Origin of the sequence: Collinsella aerofaciens, assembly GCF_018785265.1 — a bacterium.
Classification (GTDB): domain Bacteria; phylum Actinomycetota; class Coriobacteriia; order Coriobacteriales; family Coriobacteriaceae; genus Collinsella; species Collinsella aerofaciens_AI.
Genome location: NZ_WQPK01000047.1, coordinates 36603 through 56519 on the forward strand (window position 1 = coordinate 36603; position 19917 = coordinate 56519).

Annotated in this window: 12 protein-coding genes and 1 tRNA gene; 8 read left to right on the forward strand and 5 right to left on the reverse strand. The window is 60.9% G+C overall.

The genetic code is table 11. The annotated features are described in order from the left end of the window. Nucleotides 1–182: 182 nt before the first annotated feature. Complete coding sequence (locus GPK42_RS09065; RefSeq protein WP_215694860.1) at nt 183–3227, reverse strand: insulinase family protein; 3045 nt, start codon at nt 3225–3227, stop codon at nt 183–185. Between the two features lie 621 nt (nt 3228–3848). Between GPK42_RS09065 and GPK42_RS09070 the strand changes: the two genes are divergently transcribed. Further along, nucleotides 3849–5315, forward strand: a complete 1467-nt coding sequence (locus tag GPK42_RS09070) for an ATP-binding protein (protein WP_215694861.1) — start codon at nt 3849–3851, stop codon at nt 5313–5315. 100 nt (nt 5316–5415) lie between these two features. On the opposite strand, the gene GPK42_RS09075 is transcribed toward GPK42_RS09070, so the two are convergent. Continuing rightward, on the reverse strand, nt 5416–5907 hold the full coding sequence (locus GPK42_RS09075; protein ID WP_215694862.1) for a hypothetical protein: 492 nt from the start codon (nt 5905–5907) through the stop codon (nt 5416–5418). A gap of 215 nt (nt 5908–6122) precedes the next feature. Between GPK42_RS09075 and GPK42_RS09080 the strand changes: the two genes are divergently transcribed. Beyond that, nucleotides 6123–7205, forward strand: coding sequence for an HNH endonuclease (locus GPK42_RS09080; protein ID WP_195543795.1), 1083 nt, complete (start codon nt 6123–6125; stop codon nt 7203–7205). 122 nt (nt 7206–7327) lie between these two features. Then, complete coding sequence (locus GPK42_RS09085; RefSeq protein ID WP_215694863.1) at nt 7328–7612, forward strand: hypothetical protein; 285 nt, start codon at nt 7328–7330, stop codon at nt 7610–7612. 38 nt (nt 7613–7650) lie between these two features. Here the strand turns inward: GPK42_RS09085 and GPK42_RS09090 are convergent, their stop codons facing one another. Together GPK42_RS09090 and GPK42_RS09095 are read right to left on the reverse strand one after the other, a co-directional pair. Then, nucleotides 7651–8337 carry a DUF5710 domain-containing protein gene (locus GPK42_RS09090; RefSeq protein ID WP_215694864.1) on the reverse strand — a complete coding sequence of 229 codons (687 nt, stop codon included), beginning with the start codon at nt 8335–8337 and terminating at the stop codon, nt 7651–7653. A 294-nt stretch (nt 8338–8631) separates the two neighbouring features. Beyond that, nucleotides 8632–8706: transfer RNA gene (locus GPK42_RS09095), tRNA-Val, on the reverse strand. Between the two features lie 287 nt (nt 8707–8993). Between GPK42_RS09095 and GPK42_RS09100 the strand changes: the two genes are divergently transcribed. The 3 genes from GPK42_RS09100 to glmM all read left to right on the forward strand — a co-directional run bounded on the left by GPK42_RS09100 (nt 8994) and on the right by glmM (nt 13831). Then, nucleotides 8994–10016, forward strand: a complete 1023-nt coding sequence (locus GPK42_RS09100) for a DMT family transporter (RefSeq protein ID WP_215694865.1) — start codon at nt 8994–8996, stop codon at nt 10014–10016. Nucleotides 10017–10165: 149 nt separating this feature from the next. Then, a complete protein-coding gene (locus GPK42_RS09105; protein ID WP_215694866.1) occupies nt 10166–12487 on the forward strand; it encodes a DUF4012 domain-containing protein in 2322 nt (773 codons plus the stop codon). Nucleotides 12488–12499: 12 nt separating this feature from the next. Next, on the forward strand, nt 12500–13831 hold the full coding sequence (glmM, locus tag GPK42_RS09110) for a phosphoglucosamine mutase (RefSeq protein WP_215694867.1): 1332 nt from the start codon (nt 12500–12502) through the stop codon (nt 13829–13831). Between the two features lie 244 nt (nt 13832–14075). Here glmM and GPK42_RS09115 read toward each other — a convergent pair whose 3' ends face one another. Continuing rightward, nucleotides 14076–15650, reverse strand: a complete 1575-nt coding sequence (locus GPK42_RS09115) for a carboxypeptidase M32 (protein ID WP_215694868.1) — start codon at nt 15648–15650, stop codon at nt 14076–14078. Between the two features lie 504 nt (nt 15651–16154). Between GPK42_RS09115 and pheS the strand changes: the two genes are divergently transcribed. Together pheS and pheT are read left to right on the forward strand one after the other, a co-directional pair. Continuing rightward, nucleotides 16155–17231: a phenylalanine--tRNA ligase subunit alpha gene (gene pheS / locus GPK42_RS09120; RefSeq protein ID WP_215694869.1), complete on the forward strand. Its 1077-nt coding sequence runs from the start codon at nt 16155–16157 to the stop codon at nt 17229–17231. Nucleotides 17232–17294: 63 nt separating this feature from the next. Further along, nucleotides 17295–19748: a phenylalanine--tRNA ligase subunit beta gene (pheT, locus tag GPK42_RS09125; RefSeq protein WP_215694870.1), complete on the forward strand. Its 2454-nt coding sequence runs from the start codon at nt 17295–17297 to the stop codon at nt 19746–19748. Nucleotides 19749–19917 lie beyond the last annotated feature (169 nt).

Genomic DNA, 19917 nt, shown 5'->3' on the forward strand with positions numbered 1-19917 from the left:
GTCTGTGCTGTGGAGTGGGCGTCTGCGGCGGTTTGTCTCAATCTGCAACAGTAACTCGGCAAAATTGGACCTAGATGTTGCAGATTGAGACAAACCGCCGCGGTGGGCTGCGCCACCCCGCTCAAACCGCAGAAAAAAGGTAGATTTTCAGACATGTCCCAAAAATCTACCTTTGCCGTGCGTTAGCCCATCAGGTCGACGACGTTAAAGTCGGCGTTGCTCTTGGCGATGACTTCGCGGCCGCCAAAGACGCAGGTGGGCGACTCGGCTGCGATGCGCGTCACGTCGGCGCCGAGCGAGCGGAGCTCACCGGGCGTGGCGGCGAGCATCTGGGCGCGGCGCTCCTCGCGTGCGTGCGGATCGAGCCCGGCCAGGTAGGTCGTGTTGCGGCGCTTGGTGAGCGCGTACGGCTTCACCGGTGCGTCCATGCCGCTCACGCAGCTCACGATAAAGCCCTCAAAGGCGGCCTCGTCGGGCTCAAAGCTGCCGAGCCATTCGCCTGCGCGCTCCACGCGCTCAATCGAAGGATCGATTGCCGGGTCGCGGTAGGTGTAGAACGCCGCCTGACGCTCGCCGGCTGCGCGGAATCCGCAGCCGTACGCACCGCCCTTCACGCGAATCTCGTTCCACAGGTAGTCGTAGGAGAGTGCGTTGGCAGCCACGGCCCAAGCGCCTGTCACGTCAATGCCCAAGCGACGCGGGTCGCACGCGCTTGCCGCAAAGCAGATGTCGCTGGGGATGACGAAAGCCTCGTGACGGTCGCGCGGCGCCGGCACCACGAGCGCGTCGCGGCCGGTATCGGCGCCGTCGCCAGCGTCCAGCCCAAGGTCGCCCGCGGCATCCCAGTACGCGTCAAAGTCTTCGTCGCTGCCGGTAAAGCTCGCCATGCAGCCATCGGCCACAAAGATGCGGCCTGCCAGCTCGGCAAGCTTGGCGCGCAGGTCGTCCAGTCGCTCGTCAAAGTGGTCGAGCAGATCGCGCAGGAACAGGTAGAAGTCCACGCCCGAAAGCTGCTCGCGAACCACGGCCGAAGGTGAGCTGTAGCTCATCGCGCGACCGAGCGCCGCCGAGTGACCATTGTTGATAAAGCCCTGCTCAAGCCCAATGCGAATCTGCGTGAGCACGTCGCGCACGCGATCGGCGTCGGCGTCTGCCAAAAGCGTGCTCGACCATACCTCGCGCGGCAGGCTCGCCAGCGCATTGATCTTCTCGGACAGGGCGCCGGCGCTCACCAGCAGGTAGGGGCGCACACCGTCCACGTCGGGCTGGGTCATGACCTCGGTCGTAAAGCTCAAAAAGCCCAGCTTGCCGGCGAGCAAGTTGTCGAGCTCCTCGGCCGAATGCTCACGCGTGGGCAGCTGCTTAAACAGGCGGCAGAGCAGTGTCGCATAGGGCAGGTCCTCAAATGCGACGCAGCTCAGGTCGAAATACTGCATGGCGTAGGCCAGGCGGTTGGTGGGGATGCCGTGGCGCAGGCAGGGGATGGGCGCAGTCGTGTCCACGACCAGTGGCGGCTCGGGGCGCACCTCGCCAATGTCGGACACGCGCAGGCGCGGCAGCGTGGCCTTGGCCTCGGGTGTGTCCTCTGCCTCCTGCGCGGCACGCAGCGCGGCCGTGCGCTCGACCACGTCGGCCAGCTCGGCATCGGTCATGGCGTCGCGCTTGGCTGCCAGCTCGGCGGCTTCGGCACCCTCCGAACCCTCGGCGGCGTCCACCGGCACCAGCTCGACCAGAGCCATGTGGTCGTTTTCCAGCACCAGCTCGTGCAGCAGGTCCTCAAAATAGCTGCCGTCCAGCTCGCCACGCAGCTCCTCGTACACCGGGCCGTACTTGAGCGCCAGCGTCGCGGCGTCGTCATCGTAGAGCCACGTGCTCAGCGCGTCGCACGCAATGGCCACGCCGTCGGCGATGCCATAGTCGCGCTGGCGCAGGTCGTACTCGTTGCTGCTGATGATGGCTTCCAGGCGCTCGCGCGGAACGCCGTGCTCGCACAGGTCGCGGCAGGCGTCCTGGAATACGCGACGCAGCTCGCGCGCCACGTCGGGCTGCGCGTTTTGCAGCATGATGAGCTCGTAGGGCTGCAGGCTCTCGGCCGCGGTATAGCTCACCACGTTGCCGCCCAGGCCGGCGGCCAGAATTGCCTTCTTAACCGGCGCTTCGTTGGAGCCCAGCAGCGCCTCGAACAGGATATCCGCCGCGATCGTGCGCTTGCGGTCGAGCGCGCTGCCCAGCACCAGGCCCAGGCCAACCAGGGCGTTCTCGGGCGTGGTTGCCATCTCGATGCGCTTATACTCACAGGTCACGGGCGCTTGCACGCCCAGCGGATTGGGCGCCAGTGCGGACGGGTCCTCGCCGGCGGCAACGGCAGTGTCCATGCGGCGGCTCGCGGCACTCGGCTGCGACAGATAGCGCTCGTCCAAAAAGGCCAGTGCTCGGTCCACGTCCAGGTCGCCGTAGAGCGTTATATAAGAGTTGGAAGGATTGTAGTGGCGCGCGTGCGTGTCCAGGAACTGCTCGTAGGTGAGCGTGGGAATCGCGCGCGGGTCGCCGCCGCTCTCGTGCGCATAGGCGGTGTCGGGATAGAGCGCGGCGTTAACAGCATCGTCCAGCACGCTCATGGGGTCGGACAGCGCGCCCTTCATTTCGTTGAACACCACACCGTTATAGCGCAGCGTGCCCTCGCGCAGGCTCGCGGAGCTGCCGTCGACCTCGCCCTCGGCGCCCTCCGGCAGGTCCAGTTCGTAGTGCCAGCCCTCCTGCTCAAAAATAGTCGGCTTGGTGTAGATGGCCGGGTTGAACACCGCGTCCAGGTACACGTCCATCAGGTTGTACAGGTCCTGCTCGTTGGTGGTGGCAACGGGGTAGATGGTTTTGTCGGGGTAGGTCATGGCGTTGAGGAACGTCTGCATGGAGCTCTTGATCAGATCGACGAATGGCTCCTTGACGGGGAACTTGGCCGATCCGCACAGCACCGAGTGCTCAAGAATATGGAACACGCCGGTGGAATCGGCCGGCGGCGTCTTAAAGCCAATGGCAAAGGCCTTGTTTTCGTCGTCGCACGCCAGGTACAGCAGGCGAGCGCCCGATGCGGTGTGGCGCAGCACGTAGGCGTCCGAGTCGAGCTCGGGCACGGTCTCGCGGCGCTCGACGGCAAAGCCGTGGCAGGTGGTGCCGGGCACCAGCAGTGCGGCGGCAGCGGTGCGCGGGTCGGTTGAGGTGGTGGACATATGCAGTCTCCTTTGACGCCTCAGCGGGGGCGAATCGAGTCGAATCCTCGAGAGTATACCCATATGGGGCCGCGGTTCTGCAGCGAACTGAAGGCGATACCGGCGGATTGGGTAAAGGCCCCGCGTGACCGCCGCGCGAGCGTGGAAATTTGGACACTCGCCAAACGAGAGTGGATATTCGGACGGACGAGCGAGGATTTCCGGATACCTATCGAACGAGAGTGGATATTTGGACGGAATTTGCCTCAAAAGCCCCAAAAACCGTCCAAATATCCACTCTCGATATCCGACCGTCCGAAAATCCTCACTCGTCCATCACCCGCGTATCTCTCGTCTCTCATTCGTCTCTAATATGAGAGATGACAGGAAGATGAGAGAAAAATATGAGAGATAACTGAGCAGCAAAGAGACAGGCAATCATGGTATTGTCTCAATACCGATTGTTCTACCAGCAAAAATATGTATAAATGAAGCAAGTGGTAGACATTCCATCTCTATCTATCTCTTATCTCTAAGCCGAGAGATAGAGAGATAGATGAGAGATAATTACGAGAGATAACTGAGAGACGAGGGAAATCTATCCGCGGCATTCTCCGCAGGACCGAGCGAAAGGACGTGCAGATGAACGAAAACGAGCTGACCGGTCTGCTTGAGTCTTTAAGGCGTATGGGCTCGGATGATCTTAACGTCGAAGTGAAGGAGAGCGCCACGACGCTTTCCCGCGACGTGTGGGAAACGGTGAGCGCATTCGCGAACACTGCCGGCGGAATCATCGTGCTCGGAGTGAGTGAGCGCGCAGGTTTTGTCCCGGTTGAGAACTTCGAGACCGAGAAAGTGCTCAACCAATTTGTGTCAGGCATGGGTGATGCGGGCGGTCGAGGAAAGCTAGCCAATCCGCCCAAATACACGATCGAGCGAGTGGAGCTTCAGGGCGTCATCGTTCTCGTCATTACGATTGAGGAGCTCGATCCGTCGAGCAAGCCCTGCTATGTCATAGAGCGAGGCGCCCAGGGCGGCAGCTACAAGCGCATCGATGACAAAGATGTCCCGCTTTCGTCGACCGAGGTTTTGGCACTGCCGTCATATGAGCGGACGAGTCCTAGCGATCGCGATGCGGTGCCCGGCACGAGTGTGGGCGATCTCGACGAGTCGCTGGTCGACCGCACGATAGAGCGTGCCTATTCGTTGACGCCTCGAGCGATGCGCGGTGCGGCGGACAAGAAGACAAAGATGGAGCGTCTGAATTTCCTCGACTTCCAGGGCAATGTTACCAAGGCCGGCCTCCTTGCCGCGGGCGTTTACCCTCAGCAGTTCTATCCCAAGCTCTTCATTGACGTGGCTGTCCACGTGGGAGCTCAAAAGGGAGCTGTGGGGTCGCTGAGGTTCATGGACCGCACAATCTGTGAGGGAACGTTGGGCGAGATGATCTCGGATGCCGTCGCAGCTGTCGCCAAAAACCTGCGCCGCATCTCGACCGTCCAAGGCATCTCGTGTATCGACTCGCTGGAGATTCCCGAGGAGGTTCTGCGCGAGGCAATCGCCAACGCCGTAATCCATCGAGAATACGGGGATCGGTTCTGTGGACAATCGATTGCCGTCGACGTCTTTGACGATCGTGTCGAGGTGACGAATCCTGGCGGCCTTTACGGGGGAAAGACTCGCGAGAACTTGTTTGACGGCAGCTCCCGATGCCGTAACGCGACGCTTGTGAAGCTCATGTCGATTGTCCCGCTGCCGGATGGCGCAGGTTCGCCGGCTGAGGGCAATGGCTCGGGCATCCCGATGATGATCGATGCTATGCGCGCGCATGGTCTGGCCGAGCCCCTGTTCTGCCCCGGATTCGATCGGTTCAAGGTCGTACTTTACCGTTCAAAGATCGAGCCGGTCGATCATGGCGGGGGCTTAATTGTGACGGCACTCAAACACTACGGCGAGCTGGGGACGCGCGAGCTGGCAGAGCACACAGGGCTCACAATTTCCCAGGTTAGGTCGCGCGTCAACGCGCTCATTGCTCAAGGCGAGCTTGAGCCCACGGCGCCGGCGACGAGCCGCAACCGCAAGTATCGACTGTCGGAGCGCGTGGGATAGATGCGTTAGTGGACGAGGCGACCCAATAATCGACTCTCGATTGGCGTCCATTAAGGTAAAGCGGTCGTTGCCCAGTCGACGGTGATGCTAAAGACTCGGCTTACGCCGGCATGGCCCCGAACCCGTCCATCAAGAACAGCCTAAGAACCAGCTTGATGACATTTCCCGGTTTGACTTCAGCCGCGTCAAAGACGTGGCGCTCGGCGAGCTCGCTGCAGTATGCATAGATGTCGCGGATAAGGTCCGCGCCCGAAAGCGTAAACATGTAGCCTGCGTCCGAAAGCGCATTGGGCGCGGCGGGCAACTTGGCCATGTGGCAGAACGTTTGCAGGTCGGGTGCCATAACATTCTGGTAGTCGAGGTGGCCGCTGGCATCCTGTGCGGCAAGCTCCAATTGGCGCACAAAATCCAGCGCCGCCGCTAACACAAGGCTCGGCGTAGGCGCGTTGACGTCCTGATTGGTCGCCACGAGTCTGCCCGCCGCCTGCGTGACAAGCCAAGCGACCTCGCGCTGGCAACGCACGGCCTTGCGCGTAACCGGCTTGATGGACGAAGAAGAAACGCTCCCCTTAGGCGGATTCGAAGCAGCCATAAGACCCTCCCATGAACAATCCGGCCCAACAAGCCCGGATGAAACACGTGCTACATCAGTATACAGGTGAGTGGGGTAGCGGGGTACGAGCGCGCCAGCGGCAAACCGAGAGCATCAACGATGTGCCGATCGCGGAATGAGATCTCGTAATAATTGACTCTCGGTCATATTATTGAGGGGCATGACTCGCGTTCGTATGGTTGTAGGTGCTGGCGATGAACGACATTGACCTTGCTGTTCCGTTGATGGATGGACCAAGCTATGACCGTGCCTGCAGTCTCGTGCCTTCTGAATACGTTGAGGCATGGGAGTGGTTTCTGGGTGAGGAGCAGCGCGGCGGCGTTTGGACCAGCCTTCCGCACCACACCAAGGAAGATAGCCCTCAGTATCAGTATCGTTTGAGAATTGGCTCGGACTTCTTTCCCGTAACGCGGGATTCAGGGATCTTCTGGCCGGGCCAGGATCGGGTGAAGCAAGATCCCAATAAGATCTTTGCGCTCTCGGTCCATAACTCTAAAAAGAGCTTCTACACCGATGTGCCTCCGCTCTATTTGGACGATGGTACGTGGGTCATTAAGTACTCGGTTCAAGCGCCGGGTACCGTTGGTTTTCGGGACCAGAATTACAACCGTAAAATGCTCAACTGCATGGAATGCGGCGTTCCAGTCGGAGTCATATTTGCAACCGAGGTGGGCTATAAGGTGCTCGGCCTTGCGTTTGTTGAGCGGTTCGAGCCCGAAAACGGATGGTTTGTTCTGCACGGTCCTGTTCATAAAGGCGGGCCGGACCCTCGTTTTGCGCCCGACATGAGTTATCTGAAGCGCATGCCCGTCGATATTGAGTTTGCCGGACAGGGTGCGACCGACGACGAAAAGGTCCGCTATGCGTTAAGGCGCGAGCGATTGGGGCAACAATGGTTCCGCAAGCAGCTCGTTGCCGCCTATGACGGCCGTTGCGCGGTGTCGGACTGTGGCGTCAGCGAAGCTCTGGAGGCTGCGCATATCGAGAATTACTCGGGACCCAAATCGCAGGTTGCCAGCAACGGCATTCTGCTTCGGCGCGACCTTCATTCCCTATTTGATGCTCACCTGATTTCGTTTGAGCCTGTTTGCGGCGAATATCGGCTGTGCGGATCGTACCTGCTGGATAAGACCGACTACGCTTCCTTTGCGGGTGCGACGCTAAGGCAGCCGAATGAGCGTCAGTGGCGACCCAATACGGTGTTTCTTGAGGCCCATCGCATTGAGTTCGATCGCTCGGAAAAGAAGCGTGAAAAGGCGGGGCTTCTGCCGTATTAGCGTATTTGGTTTTGGCATTCTTTGACGATCGTGTTGTTTGATCGGATCGCGTGGCGATGCAATCTCGCGCACGCCCGCCGGTGCATGCTCTTTCTGATTTGTATAGCGAGAGGGGAGCGTGTATGAGCTGGCGAGGCGATATTGCAATGGGGAAGTACGGAAAACTGCCGTGTGCCCTTATAGACAACAATATGTTTCCGAGCGTAGAGGTTGATTGCGGGTCGTTTGTCGTCGCCTGTCCTTGCTGCGGCTCGCAAATACCGTGTCTCGACATTCGGTTCATCGATGCGCGCGACAGGCTCAGCGACGAAGTGAGAAAACGGACAGGCGTTCATATGCCGGTGTATCCGGAGAAATGCCCTGTTTGTGGCCTCGATATCGTGTACGACGCCGGCGACGAGGGATAGGTGATGCGGAGGAGCTGGCTGTGAAGGCCTCTTCGTCTCTACAAATAAACCCCCTCGCCGAGTTGCCTGTGGAACTCGGCGTGATGGTCGCGTGCCCAGGTAAAGAGCGCCTGGTCAAAGTCGGTGCGCGTGGCCGGGACGCCAAAGACGCCGGCAACCTCGACGCGCACAAACTCCAGTGCCGGCAGCTTGTTGATGGCAGTGAGGGCAAACGGGGACGAGGGCTCCTCGAACAGATAGCGGCTGCCTTGCAGCGCGTCGCAACTGGTGCACGTGTTGCCGAGCGACGGGGCTTTGGAGGCTCGCGCGCCTACGGGCTTGTAGCCGCAGCGCTTAGAAAGATAGTCGCGGATCTCGCCCGGCACGCAGCCAAGAGCGGGCACGATGGCGAGTGCGTTGGCGTTGGCCGTGTCGATGGCAATGTGCCCGGCTTCGTTGGGCGCGTGCGCGATGGTGATGCTCTCGTCGTTATCGGTTCGATAGGGAATGCCGAAGGCCGCGACCGAGGTCTCTTTGTGACACTTCCAGCATTCGCGCTTGCCCAGTACTAGATATATATACGGCGCTGAGGGGTCGGATCGGTCAACACCGGGCAGCCATTCGGCAAAGGGCTCGGGGTTGACGCCGCTGGGTACATACCAGATCTTCTTGGTCCGGTCCCATTTGGCGCCCAGCGCCTTGGCTTCTTCTTTGTGCGAAAAGGGGACATCGAGCTCGGTGCGCATGGCGGCTCCTTGGTGCTGCAGGTGCAAGTGACTCAAGGATACCGCAGGGTGTGGACGTTGTGGCGTTTTGCCGAGAAGCTGCGGCTCAGATGGGTTCGAGACGCGTTGGTCTCGGCCTCGGTGGCTATTGGGGCGGTTTTGATTGACTGCGGGGTCAGCCGGGATAGGCGCTTGGGTCGCTGACGCGGTTTTGCGCATGGGCGGGGTGGTTGTTTGGGCGGTTGGAGCTGCCGGCGGATTTGGCGGCATAAAACAAAACAGCCCAGATGACATAGCCTCTGAGCTGCGAACATTTGGTGGGCGTTAGAAGATTTGAACTTCTGACCTCTTCCGTGTCAGGGAAGCGCTCTCCCCCTGAGCTAAACGCCCGATCAAGGGTGCGCAAGCGCGCAAGGGATAATATAACGGAGCCTGAACTCGGTGGCAAGAACATTTTTAAAAATCGCTTACATTGTGGAATTCGGGGGCTTTGCCGTATCCATTTCAAAAGAGCCTGCTGCCGCGATTTGGCTGTCGCATAATGCAAGGCCATTGCGGTATCGAGCTATGGAAGGCGCCTGCGGAATTGTCCTACCGATAAGCGGACAAGCCTCCAGCTGGTGACTTCGCCGTGGTAAGGTAAGCCGAATTGTTCCAGGCTGTTTCGGGGGAGTGGAATGAGCAAAGAGCGTGTCGAGCAGGTCGAAGGCGCAGGGGCTTCGGTGCCGATGACCGATATATCGAACATTGATGTGCCCGAGGGCACCGACGAGCTCAGCCGCAGCACCCGTCGCGCATGGCGCGACCGCCTGAACAGCGCTTCGTCGCGCAAGATGATCACGGGCGTTTTGGCTACGCTGGTGGGCGGTTCGTTTTGGGGCTTCTCGGGCACCAGCGCGAGCTTTCTGTTCGATACCTACCACGTCGACACCTTGTGGCTTATGAGCGTGCGTCAGATTCTCGCCGGTCTACTCTTTATGGCCGTGGTTGTCACGCGCGACCGCGAGCGCCTGATTAAGCTCTGGACCACACCCGCTGATCGCAAGCAGCTGCTGCTCTTTACCGCCCTTGGCTTGCTGTTCAACCAGTTTTGCTATCTTTCGGCCGTGCGCCTGACTAATGCCGGAACCGCGACGGTACTCCAGTGCCTGCAACTCGTTATCATCATGGGCTACGCCTGCGTGACCGATCGCCGCATGCCGCGTACTCGCGAAGTCATCGGCATTGGCCTGGCTCTGGGTGGAACCTTTTTAATCGCCACCGGCGGCGACCCCACCAGCCTGAATATCTCGCCGCTTGGCCTGGCAGCAGGTCTTATGTGTGCGGTCAGCGCCGCGTGTATGGCGGTGATTCCCGCCAAGATCCTGCCCGAATACGGCAGCCCCATCGTCACGGGCTCGGCAATGCTCACGGCGGGCGTGGTCTCGTGCGTCTTCGTGCAGCCCTGGGCGCATATGCCGGCGCTCGACGCTGCCGGCATCGAGGCGCTCGCGGTGTTCGTGGTTATCGGCTCGTTTTTTGCTTACATGCTTTATATGCAGGGCGTTAAGGACATCGGCTCGGTGCGCGCGAGCCTCATCGGAACTGTGGAGCCGGTTTCGGCGACCATCACCAGCGCCGTTATGCTGGGGACGGTGTTTTTGCCGACCGACCTTATCGGCTTTGTCATGATCATCGTGATGATGTTCCTCACGGTGTAGCTAGCGCCGCCGCCAAGACAGAAAAGGTGTTGTGCCGCATTTTCGCCAATTGATGTCCGTGTCTGGAGTTTAGCTGTCGATGCTCAAAATGCCATAAACTAGTAACGTTATGGACTTTTTCATTGCGACTCAATTGCGAGGATTTCTTTATGGCTGGTAATCACTTTAAGGGCAGCGATAGCGGCCGCCCTGCAGTTCCGCCGCGTCCGAACGGGGCTGGTAAGGCCGGCACGCCGGGCGGCGCTGGACAGGGCGGTTCCGGTAAGCGCGTGTCCCCGGGCGAGACGGCGATGTTTACCGCTCTGTACGAGCAGTCTCAAAAGGCAAAAAAGACCGGCCGTGCAAGAGGAAATGTCTTTGCGGGCGGTGCAACCTCTGCGTCGCAGCCGAGCGGGGCTCCTTCGGTACCTGCGAACAACGCAGGTGCTGCCAACGCCGCGAATGGCGCCGGCAACGTTAATGCCGGCAAGGCCGACAACAATACTCCCTCTGCCGGTGGCGCGGGGCTTACGGGTAACCTCGGCACGATTTACACCGGCTCCTCCGAGACTGGCACGTTCGCCCGCTTGGATGATAGCGGTGCCGAGTTTGCGGGCTCGGGTTCCAAGGAAGATTATTACGATTTTGGCTTGAACTACGGTAGCGACGCTTCGTCGAGTTCGACCTCTGACGGTTTGGTCCGTCATCGCCAACGCAAGGGCGAGCGCAAAAAGCGTCACACCGGCGCCATTATTGCCGCTGTAGTCGCGGTGCTTCTCGTTGCGCTTGGCGCAAGCGGCTTTATGCTGCTTAACTCGGCAAAGACCGTAAAGAGCGAAGCGAAGGAGGCTGTCGAGATCGTCGGTGGCCTTAAGGACAAGGTCACGTCGGGCGATTTTTCGACGCTGCCTGACGACGCGAAGAAGATCGATGAGCTCTGCAACAGCATGAAGGCGGAGACCTCGAGCCCGCTGTGGACGGCGGCTTCGTTTATCCCGGTGTATGGCAGCGATATCAATGCGGCCCGCACCATGATTGACGCCCTGTCCGATGTCTCGAGCAATGCGCTGGTTCCCATGGCCGACAACCTCTCGCAGGCTACGCCCGGCAAGCTGTTCCAGGACGGCATGATTAACGTGTCCGCGCTGCAGGCGGTCGCCGATTCGCTTTCCAGCAGCTCGAAGGTGTTCAAGAGCGCCAACGAGAAGGTCCAGGGCATTGGCGATACTCATATTTCCCAGGTGACCGAGCTGGTCGATAAGGCCAAGGACGGCTTTGCCACCCTCAACGGTGCGGTTGACGCGGCGGAGAAGGTCGCCCCCGTCCTTCCCCAGATGCTCGGCGCCAACGGCCAGACGCGTCATTATCTTGTGCTCGCGATGAGCAACGTCGAGATCCGCGCCTGCGGCGGTTTCCCCGGTTCTCGCGGCGTGATGTCGGTGACTGACGGTAAGCTCGAACTGGGCGATTTTGTCAAAGTCGACATGATGAAAGAGCCTTTGAGCCCGCTTCCCATCACCGATGAAGAGGCAAACTTGTTCACGACCGGATGGGGCCTGACCGGATTCAACACGCTCGGATACACGATGGGCGACGTTACGATGACGCCTGATTATCCGCGTGCGGCTCAGCTTGTCAGCGATATGCAGAAGGCCATTGTCGGAGATGACATCGACGGCGTATTTGCAGTCGATCCGGTATTTTTGCAGTATATGCTCGGCGTTGTAGGTGGCACACAGCTTCCTGACGGCACCGTCGTTGATGGAAGCAACGCTGCAAAGGTGTTGCTGCACGATATTTATTGGAATTACCCGGTAGAGGAACAGGACGCCATTTTTGCGGCGGTTGCCGGATCAGCTTTTAACAAGATTGTGGACGAACTGGGCTCCAGCGATATTACTAAGATTGCTGCCGCCATCGAAAAGGGCGCTTCCGAGGGTCGCATCCTCATGTATTCGAGAAATGATGACGAGGAAAAGGCCGCGAAGGCTCTTGGAATATCGGGCGCTCTCCAAACCGATACGTCGGAGGCTCCGATCTTGGGCGTCTATGTGAACAACTACAGCTATTCAAAGATGGATTGGTTCCTCGATAAGCGAGTCACCATCGATTCTTCGGTTGAAAATGCCGATGGCTCGACGACGTATCGAGTGACCACCACGCTCAAGAACACGATGACCCCCCAGGAGAAGGCCGAGATGCCTGGTTATTTCCAGGGCCATAACGGCATTAGCCAGGATATTGACGATGAGGTGCTGAGGCTTTATCTCTATGCTCCTGCGGGAGGCAGCATTTCGGATATTAAGACTTCGGGCTCCGGTTCTATCGAGATGAACGAAGCGACGCACGATGGCTTGAAGGTTGCATGGGGCGGTGTCCACATGCTTCTTGGACAAGACATAAAGGTCGAGTACACGGTCACGACTTCGAAGGACTCTGGGCACAAAGAGCTTAAGGTTCGTACCACGCCAACCGCTCAAACGTTCGAATAGGATAAGTAAGATATGAAGTACTTTGGCACCGACGGCTTTCGCGGTGAGGCCAACGTTGGGCTGACGGTAGAGCACGCTTATAAGATTGGCCGTTTTGTGGGCTGGTATTACGGCGCCAACCGCGAGCGCAAAGCGCGCGTCATCGTGGGCAAGGACACACGTCGCTCGAGTTATATGTTTGAGGCGGCGCTGGTGAGCGGCCTGGTCGCGAGCGGTGCGGACGCCTATATGCTGCACGTGATCCCCACGCCAGGCGTAGCGCATCAGACTGTGGAAGGCTGCTTCGATTGCGGCATCATGATCAGCGCGAGCCACAACCCGTTTTGCGATAACGGCATTAAGCTCGTCAACAGCGACGGTTTTAAGATGGACGAGGACGTGCTGGAGCTCATCGAGGACTACATCGATGGCAAGAGCGAGGTGCCGCTGGCCACGGGCAACCACATCGGCGCCACGGTGGACTACATGCAGGGTCGCAACCGCTACATTGCTTCGCTCATTGCAAGTGCGAACTTTTCGCTGCAGGGCGTCAAGATCGGTATCGACTGCGCCAACGGCTCGGCTTCCTCGGTGGCCAAGCCGGTGTTTGACGCGCTCGGTGCCGACGTGCGCGTGATCAATGCCGCGCCCGATGGCTTTAACATCAACGTCGACTGCGGCTCCACGCATATGGAGCGCCTGCAGCGCCATGTGGTGGAGCAGGGCCTGGACGTGGGTTTTGCCTACGATGGCGATGCCGACCGCTGCCTGGCCGTGGATGAGCGCGGTCGCGTGGTAGACGGCGACCAGATCCTGTACGTGTGCGGCGTGTATCTGAACAAGCACGGGCGCCTCTCGGGCGGTACCGTGGTGCCGACGATCGCCAGCAACTTTGGCCTGGTCAAGTCGCTGGAGCTTGCCGGTCTGAGCGCCGTGACCAGCGGCGTGGGCGACCGTCACGTGTATGCCAAGATGCGCGAGGGCGGCTACAGCCTGGGCGGTGAGCAGACGGGCCATACGATCTTTGGCGATATCGAGCGCACGGGCGACGGCATTATGACCTCGCTGCGCGTTATGGAAGTGATTCGCGCCGAGCGCGAGACGCTCTCGCAGCTCACGGCTCCGTGCAAGCTGCTGCCGCAGGCGCAGGTTGCCGTGCGCGTGGCCGACAAGGACGCCGCGCTCGAGAACATGGGCGTGCAGAATGCGATCGCCGAGGCCGAGGCCGCGCTGGCGGGCGAGGGCCGCGTGCTCGTGCGCAAGAGCGGAACCGAGTCGGTGATCCGCGTACTGGCCGAAGCTCCTGACCAGGCAGCCGCCGATGCCGCCATGAAGCGCATCGCCGCTGCACTCGAAGCCCTTTAGTTACGCGGTTTTACCAAACCGCGTAACTGCTCGACGTTGCCAAGACATCGGCGTCAACCTAGTCATTGGGGACGTTCTTAAACGACTAGTCATCGGGGACACTCTTCGTCATCCGTGCTTCTGGCTGGCAAAGAGTGTCCCAAACGACTAGTCATTAAAGAACGTCCCCAATGACTAGGTGAAAGGGGGGCGCCGCGGAACCAATTCCGCGGCGCCCCCTTTGCGTTGGCGTGTCGCCTAAGCTTTACAGCTCGTACAGCGTGGTGAACTTGTCCTGGAGGTAGCTGCAGTAGTAGCGGGCGTCAAACGCCATACCGCAGGCGCTCTTGATGAGCTCCGGCGCGTCTTTGGCGCGGCCCCACTGCCAAATGTGCTCGCCCAGCCAGGCACGGACGGGCGCCAGATCGCCGCTCGCGCAGGCACCGGTAAGGTCGACGCCGTCGCGGCACATGGCCGGCACGAACATGGCGTCGTAGGCGCTGCCCAGCGCATACGTGGGGAAGTAGCCAAACGAGCCGCTGCTCCAGTGCGTATCCTGTAGGCAGCCGTGCGTGTCGTCGGGAACGGGAATGCCCAGGTACTCATCCATAAAGCGATTCCAAAGCGCGGGGATGTCCTTGGCCGTGGCCTCGCCGGCAAACAGCATGCGCTCGATCTCGTAGCGCACCATAACGTGCAGCGGATAGGTGAGCTCGTCGGCCTCGGTGCGGATCAGCGAAGGCTGCGCGATGTTCACGGCGTGGTAGAGCGTGTCCTCGTCGACGTCGCCGTAGACCTCGGGTGCGTGGCGGCGCAGCACCTCGAGCAGCGGCCCCATAAAGGCACGGCTGCGGCCCACGGTGTTCTCGAAAAAGCGGCTCTGGCTCTCGTGGATGCCCATGGAGGTGCCGCCCTCCAGGCGGGTGCGCGCATAGGCGGGATTGACGCCCAGCTCGTACATGGTGTGCCCCGCCTCGTGGATGATGCTGTAGACGTTGGAGATGCAATCGTCCTCGTAGATGTGTGTCGCGATGCGCGCGTCACCCACGGCAAAGCCCTCGCTAAACGGGTGCTCGGTAAAGGCAAGCGTGGTGTCGTCCAGGTTCAGGCCGACGAGCTTCATCAGGTCGAAGCTCATGGCGCGCTGGGCGGCCTCGGGCACGCGGGCGTGCAAAAAGTCGGCATCGGGCTGCTGGCCGCGCTCGCCGATGGCGTGCACGAGCGGCACGACCGTGGCCTTGACCTCCTCGCAAAACGCGTCGAAGCTCTTGGCGGAAAGGCCGCGCTCGTGCCGGTCGAGCCAAACGTCGTATGGGTCGCGCTTGGGGTCCATGAGTTCGGCCTGATGCTTAAGTTGGGCGACGATTCTATCCACATAGGGCTCAAAGCTCGCCCAGTCGTTGGCCGTCTTGGCCTTATGCCACACGGCGTCGGCCTCGCAGGTGAGCCTGGTCCAGGCCTCGGCCTCCTCGGTAGGAATAACGCTTGCCTCGCGCTGGTCGCGGCCGAGCACGCGAATCTCGTCGAGCAGCTGCGGGTCGTCTACGTGTCCGCCTGCAACCGTCTCGCGCGCTAACGAGCGTACGAGCTCAACGGACTTCTCGCTGGTCAGCAGCTTGTGATGCTCGCCGGCAAGCGTGCCCATGGCGTCGGCACGGGCGGCAGCGCCGTTGGCAGGAGCAATCGTCGCTCCATCGAACTCGGCAATCTTGAGCAGGTACTCGCGAGTCCACAGCTTGCTCTCGAGTTTGCGGAACTTTTTGACGGCCTTGTCGACCTTTATGCCTTTGGGCGTCTTGTCCGCTGCGGCCTTGGCCTTCTTATCGTGCTTATTTCCCATACCATATCCTTGATCTCGTGAGCCGAGCGCCACGGGTGGGCGTGCGGCCAGTTTGCACAGCTACCTGCCTTGTACCCAGTGCGAAAAAAACGGAACGCGGCGATATGCTCGCAGAATGTGTTATCCTATAGCCCAATGCGTTGACGGAGAGGGTTTTGCCCGTCGCGTCGCCGGCAAGAGAGGGAAGGTCATGGGCTGCAAGCCTTCCTGCGGTGGCAAGGGCCAAGCGTTCACTCCCGAGCAGCAACCTCAACGGGCACGCGGCCAGCGGCGGCGAAGCCCCAGTAGGGAAGCCGTGAGCCTCGCGACAAGGGGCAAAGAGTGGGCGCGGCGGGCCAGACATCCGCCGGGTCAAACAAGGTGGTACCGCGGAATTCAACCGTCCTTGGGCAATGCACATGCCCGAGGGCGGTTTTTTGTTACCGAACCGGGCCGCGTTTTCGCAACGTCAGACGGCGGCAGCCGCCTCGGCAAGCGGGGAGCGCGAGAGACGAAAGGGAAGACATGAGTCTGATTGATGATCTGGTCAAACTCGAGGAAGAGGCCAAGGAGCTCGTCACTAGCGCCGACGACGCCGCCAAGCTCGAGGCTGCGCGCGTTGAGCTGCTCGGTCGCAAGGGCCGTATCACCGGCCTGATGCGCATGATGGGCAAGCTCGCCCCCGAGGATCGTCCCATGATGGGCAAACGCGCCAACGAGATGCGCCATCTGATCGAGGGCATGCTCGACGAGCGCACCACCGAGATGAAGGCCGCCGCCCTCAAGCACGCACTCGAGCACGAGGCCGTCGACATCACGCTGCCGGGGATCCGTCCGCAGATCGGTCACCAGCACCTGATCAAGCAGATCATCGAGGAGGCCGAGGACATCTTCTGCGGCATCGGCTACACTGTCGAGTCCGGCCCCATGGTCGATACCTCCTACTACAACTTCACCGCACTCAACGCGCCCATGGATCACCCGAGCCGCTCGGCTCGCGACACGTTCTATGTGGTCGACAACAACCCCGGCAGCGTCGCGCATCCCGAGGCTCACGCTCACGGCGAGTCCGACGTGCTGCTGCGCACCCAGACCTCGGGCGTGCAGATCCACACCATGGAGTCGCAGAAGCCGCCCATCTACATGATCTGCCCGGGCACCGTCTACCGTCCCGACACGGCCGACGCCTGCCACCTGCCGCAGTTCAACCAGATCGAGGGCCTGGTCGTCGACGAGGGTATCACCTTTGGCGATCTTAAGGGCACGCTCGACTACTTTGTTAAGTGCATGTTTGGTGAGGATCGCAAGACGCGCTATCGCCCGCACTTCTTCCCCTTCACCGAGCCTTCCTGCGAGGTGGACGTGAGCTGCCATGTGTGCGGCGGCAAGGGCTGCAACTTCTGCAAACACAGCGGCTGGATCGAGATCCTGGGCTGCGGCATGGTCGACCCCAACGTCCTGATCAACTGCGGTATCGACCCCGAGAAGTACACCGGCTTCGCCTTTGGTATTGGCGCCGAGCGCGTCGCGGCCCTGCGCTACGACCTGCCCGACCTGCGCACGTTGATGACTGGTGACATGAGGTTCTTGAACCAGTTCTAGAACGCTTTCTTCTTAGTTGCAGTTTCCGGCTCAAAGCCGCATTTATGAAAGGAGACCAGTTAGATGCGCGTTTCTTACGACTGGCTCAAGACCATGATCGATATTCCGGAGGATCCCAAGACCCTTTCGGACGAATATATCCGTACCGGCACCGAGGTCGAGGCGATCGACACCGTGGGCGAGTCCTTCGACCACGTGGTGACCGCCCAGGTGCTCACCAAGACCCCGCACCCCGATAGCGACCACATGTATGTGTGCTCGGTCGACGTGGGTGACAAGAACCTCGACGCCGACGGCAACCCCGCTCCGCTGCAGATCGTCTGCGGCGCGCAGAACTTCGAGGCCGGTGACCACATCGTCACGGCCATGATCGGCGCTGTCCTGCCCGGCGACGTCAAGATCAAGAAGAGCAAGCTTCGCGGCGTCGTGTCCATGGGCATGAACTGCTCCGCGCGCGAGCTCGGCTTGGGCGGCGACCACTCCGGCATCATGATCCTGCCCGAGGATACGCCCTGCGGCATGCCGTTTGCCGAGTACGTGGGCTCGAGCGACACCGTGCTCGACTGCGAGATCACGCCCAACCGTCCCGATTGCCTGTCCATGATCGGCATGGCCCGCGAGACCGGCGCCATCTTCGACCGCGATTTCCACGTTGAGCTGCCCGCCATCAAGGCCGAGACCGGCCGCGCGACCGACGACGAGCTTTCGGTCGAGATTGCCGACGAGGGCCTGTGCGACCGCTACGTTGCCCGCATCGTGCGCAACGTCAAGGTCGGCCCGTCGCCCGACTGGATGGTCAAGCGCCTTAACGCCTTGGGCGTGCGCCCGCACAACAACATCGTCGACATCACCAACTATGTGATGATGCTCACCGGTCAGCCGCTGCACGCCTTTGACCTGGACACCTTTGCCGAGCGCGATGGCCATCGTCGCGTGGTGGTTCGCGCCGCCCAACAGGACGAGAAGTTTACGACCCTCGACGGCGAGGAGCGCACGCTCGACGCCGGCATGGGCCTCATCACCGACGGCGAGCGCCCCGTGGCGTTGGCCGGCGTTATGGGTGGCATGGATTCCGAGATCGAGGACGATACCGTTGACGTGATGGTCGAGAGCGCCTGCTTCAATGCCGGCCGCACCTCGCACACCAGCCGCGACCTTTCGCTGATCTCCGACGCCTCCATTCGCTTTGAGCGCCAGGTCGACGAGACCGGCTGCGTGGACGTCGCCAATGTGACATGCGCGCTCATCGAGGAGATCGCCGGCGGCGAGGTCGCCCCCGGCTATGTGGACGTGTTCCCCGCGCCCAAGACCATCGACAGCATTAAGCTGCGCCTTGCCCGCGTGCACGCCATCTGCGGCGCCGACATCGAGCCCGACTTTATCGAGCGCTCGCTCACCCGCTTGGGCTGCACCGTCGAGTGCGACGGCGAGGACTTTATGGTCACGCCGCCGAGCTTCCGTCCCGACCTGCCGCGTGAGATCGACCTGATCGAGGAGGTCCTGCGCCTATGGGGCATGGGTCGCGTCACGGCGACCATTCCGGCTGCCAAGAACCACATCGGCGGTCTGACGCGCGAGCAGAAGCTTACCCGCAAGGTCGGCGAGATCCTGCGCGCCTGCGGCCTCAACGAGACCACGACTTTTGGCTTTGCCGCCCCGGGCGACCTGGAGAAGATCGGTATGTCCACCGAGGGCCGCGGCTGCCCCGTGGTGCTCATGAACCCGCTGGTGGCCGAGCAGACCGAGATGCGCCGCTCGCTGCTGCCGGGCCTGCTGCAGTCCGTGGCCTACAACGAGGCGCACGGTACGCCCAACGTGCACCTGTACGAGGTCGGCAGCCTGTTCCATGGTCGCGAGAATGCCAGCCTGCCCAAGGAGACCAAGTCCGTGGCGGGTGTGCTCTCGGGCCAGTGGAGCGAGCAGTCTTGGAGCATGAAGTACCGCAAGCTGCGTTTCTTCTTTGGCAAGGGCATCGTCGAGGAGCTGCTCGCCCAGCTGCGCATCGAGAAGGTTCGCTTCCGTCCCGTCGAGGGCGAGGGCTATGCCTTCCTGCAGCCGGGTCGTGCTGCCGAGGTCCTGTCCGGCGGCACCGTGCTGGGTTGGGTCGGCGAGATCCACCCCGAGGCGCGCGAGGCTATGGGCATTGACGAGGTCGTCGTCGCCTTTGAGCTCGACTTGGATAAGCTGATCAAGGGCGCCCGCAACCAGGAGAACTACCGTGAGTTCTCGCAGTACCCGGCCGTTGAGCACGACCTCGCTATCGTGGTTGACAACACTGTGACCTGCGAGGATCTTGAGCGTCGTATTACGAGTGCCGGCGGCAAGCTGCTCGAGGGCGTGCGCCTGTTCGATGTCTACCGCGATCCGGTCCGCATCGGCAAGGGCAAGAAATCCATGGCCTTTGCGCTTACGTATCGCTCCGACGACCACACGCTCACCAGCGAAGAGGTCGAAAAGGCGCACCAGAAGATCGTCACCAAGGTGTGCAAGGGCGTAAACGGCGAGGTCCGCGGCTAGGTCCTGCGCCGGATATAGGCCAGCGTCGGCTGCCGCCGAGTCTTACGTGACTGCTGTTTTCGGTATAAGGCACCGTTGAGCCTTCATATATGACACGCGCATTACATAACGGCGTGCTGCTTTGTCGGCAGTGCGCCGTTTTGCTATGATAGCCCGCGGCGTGTTACGA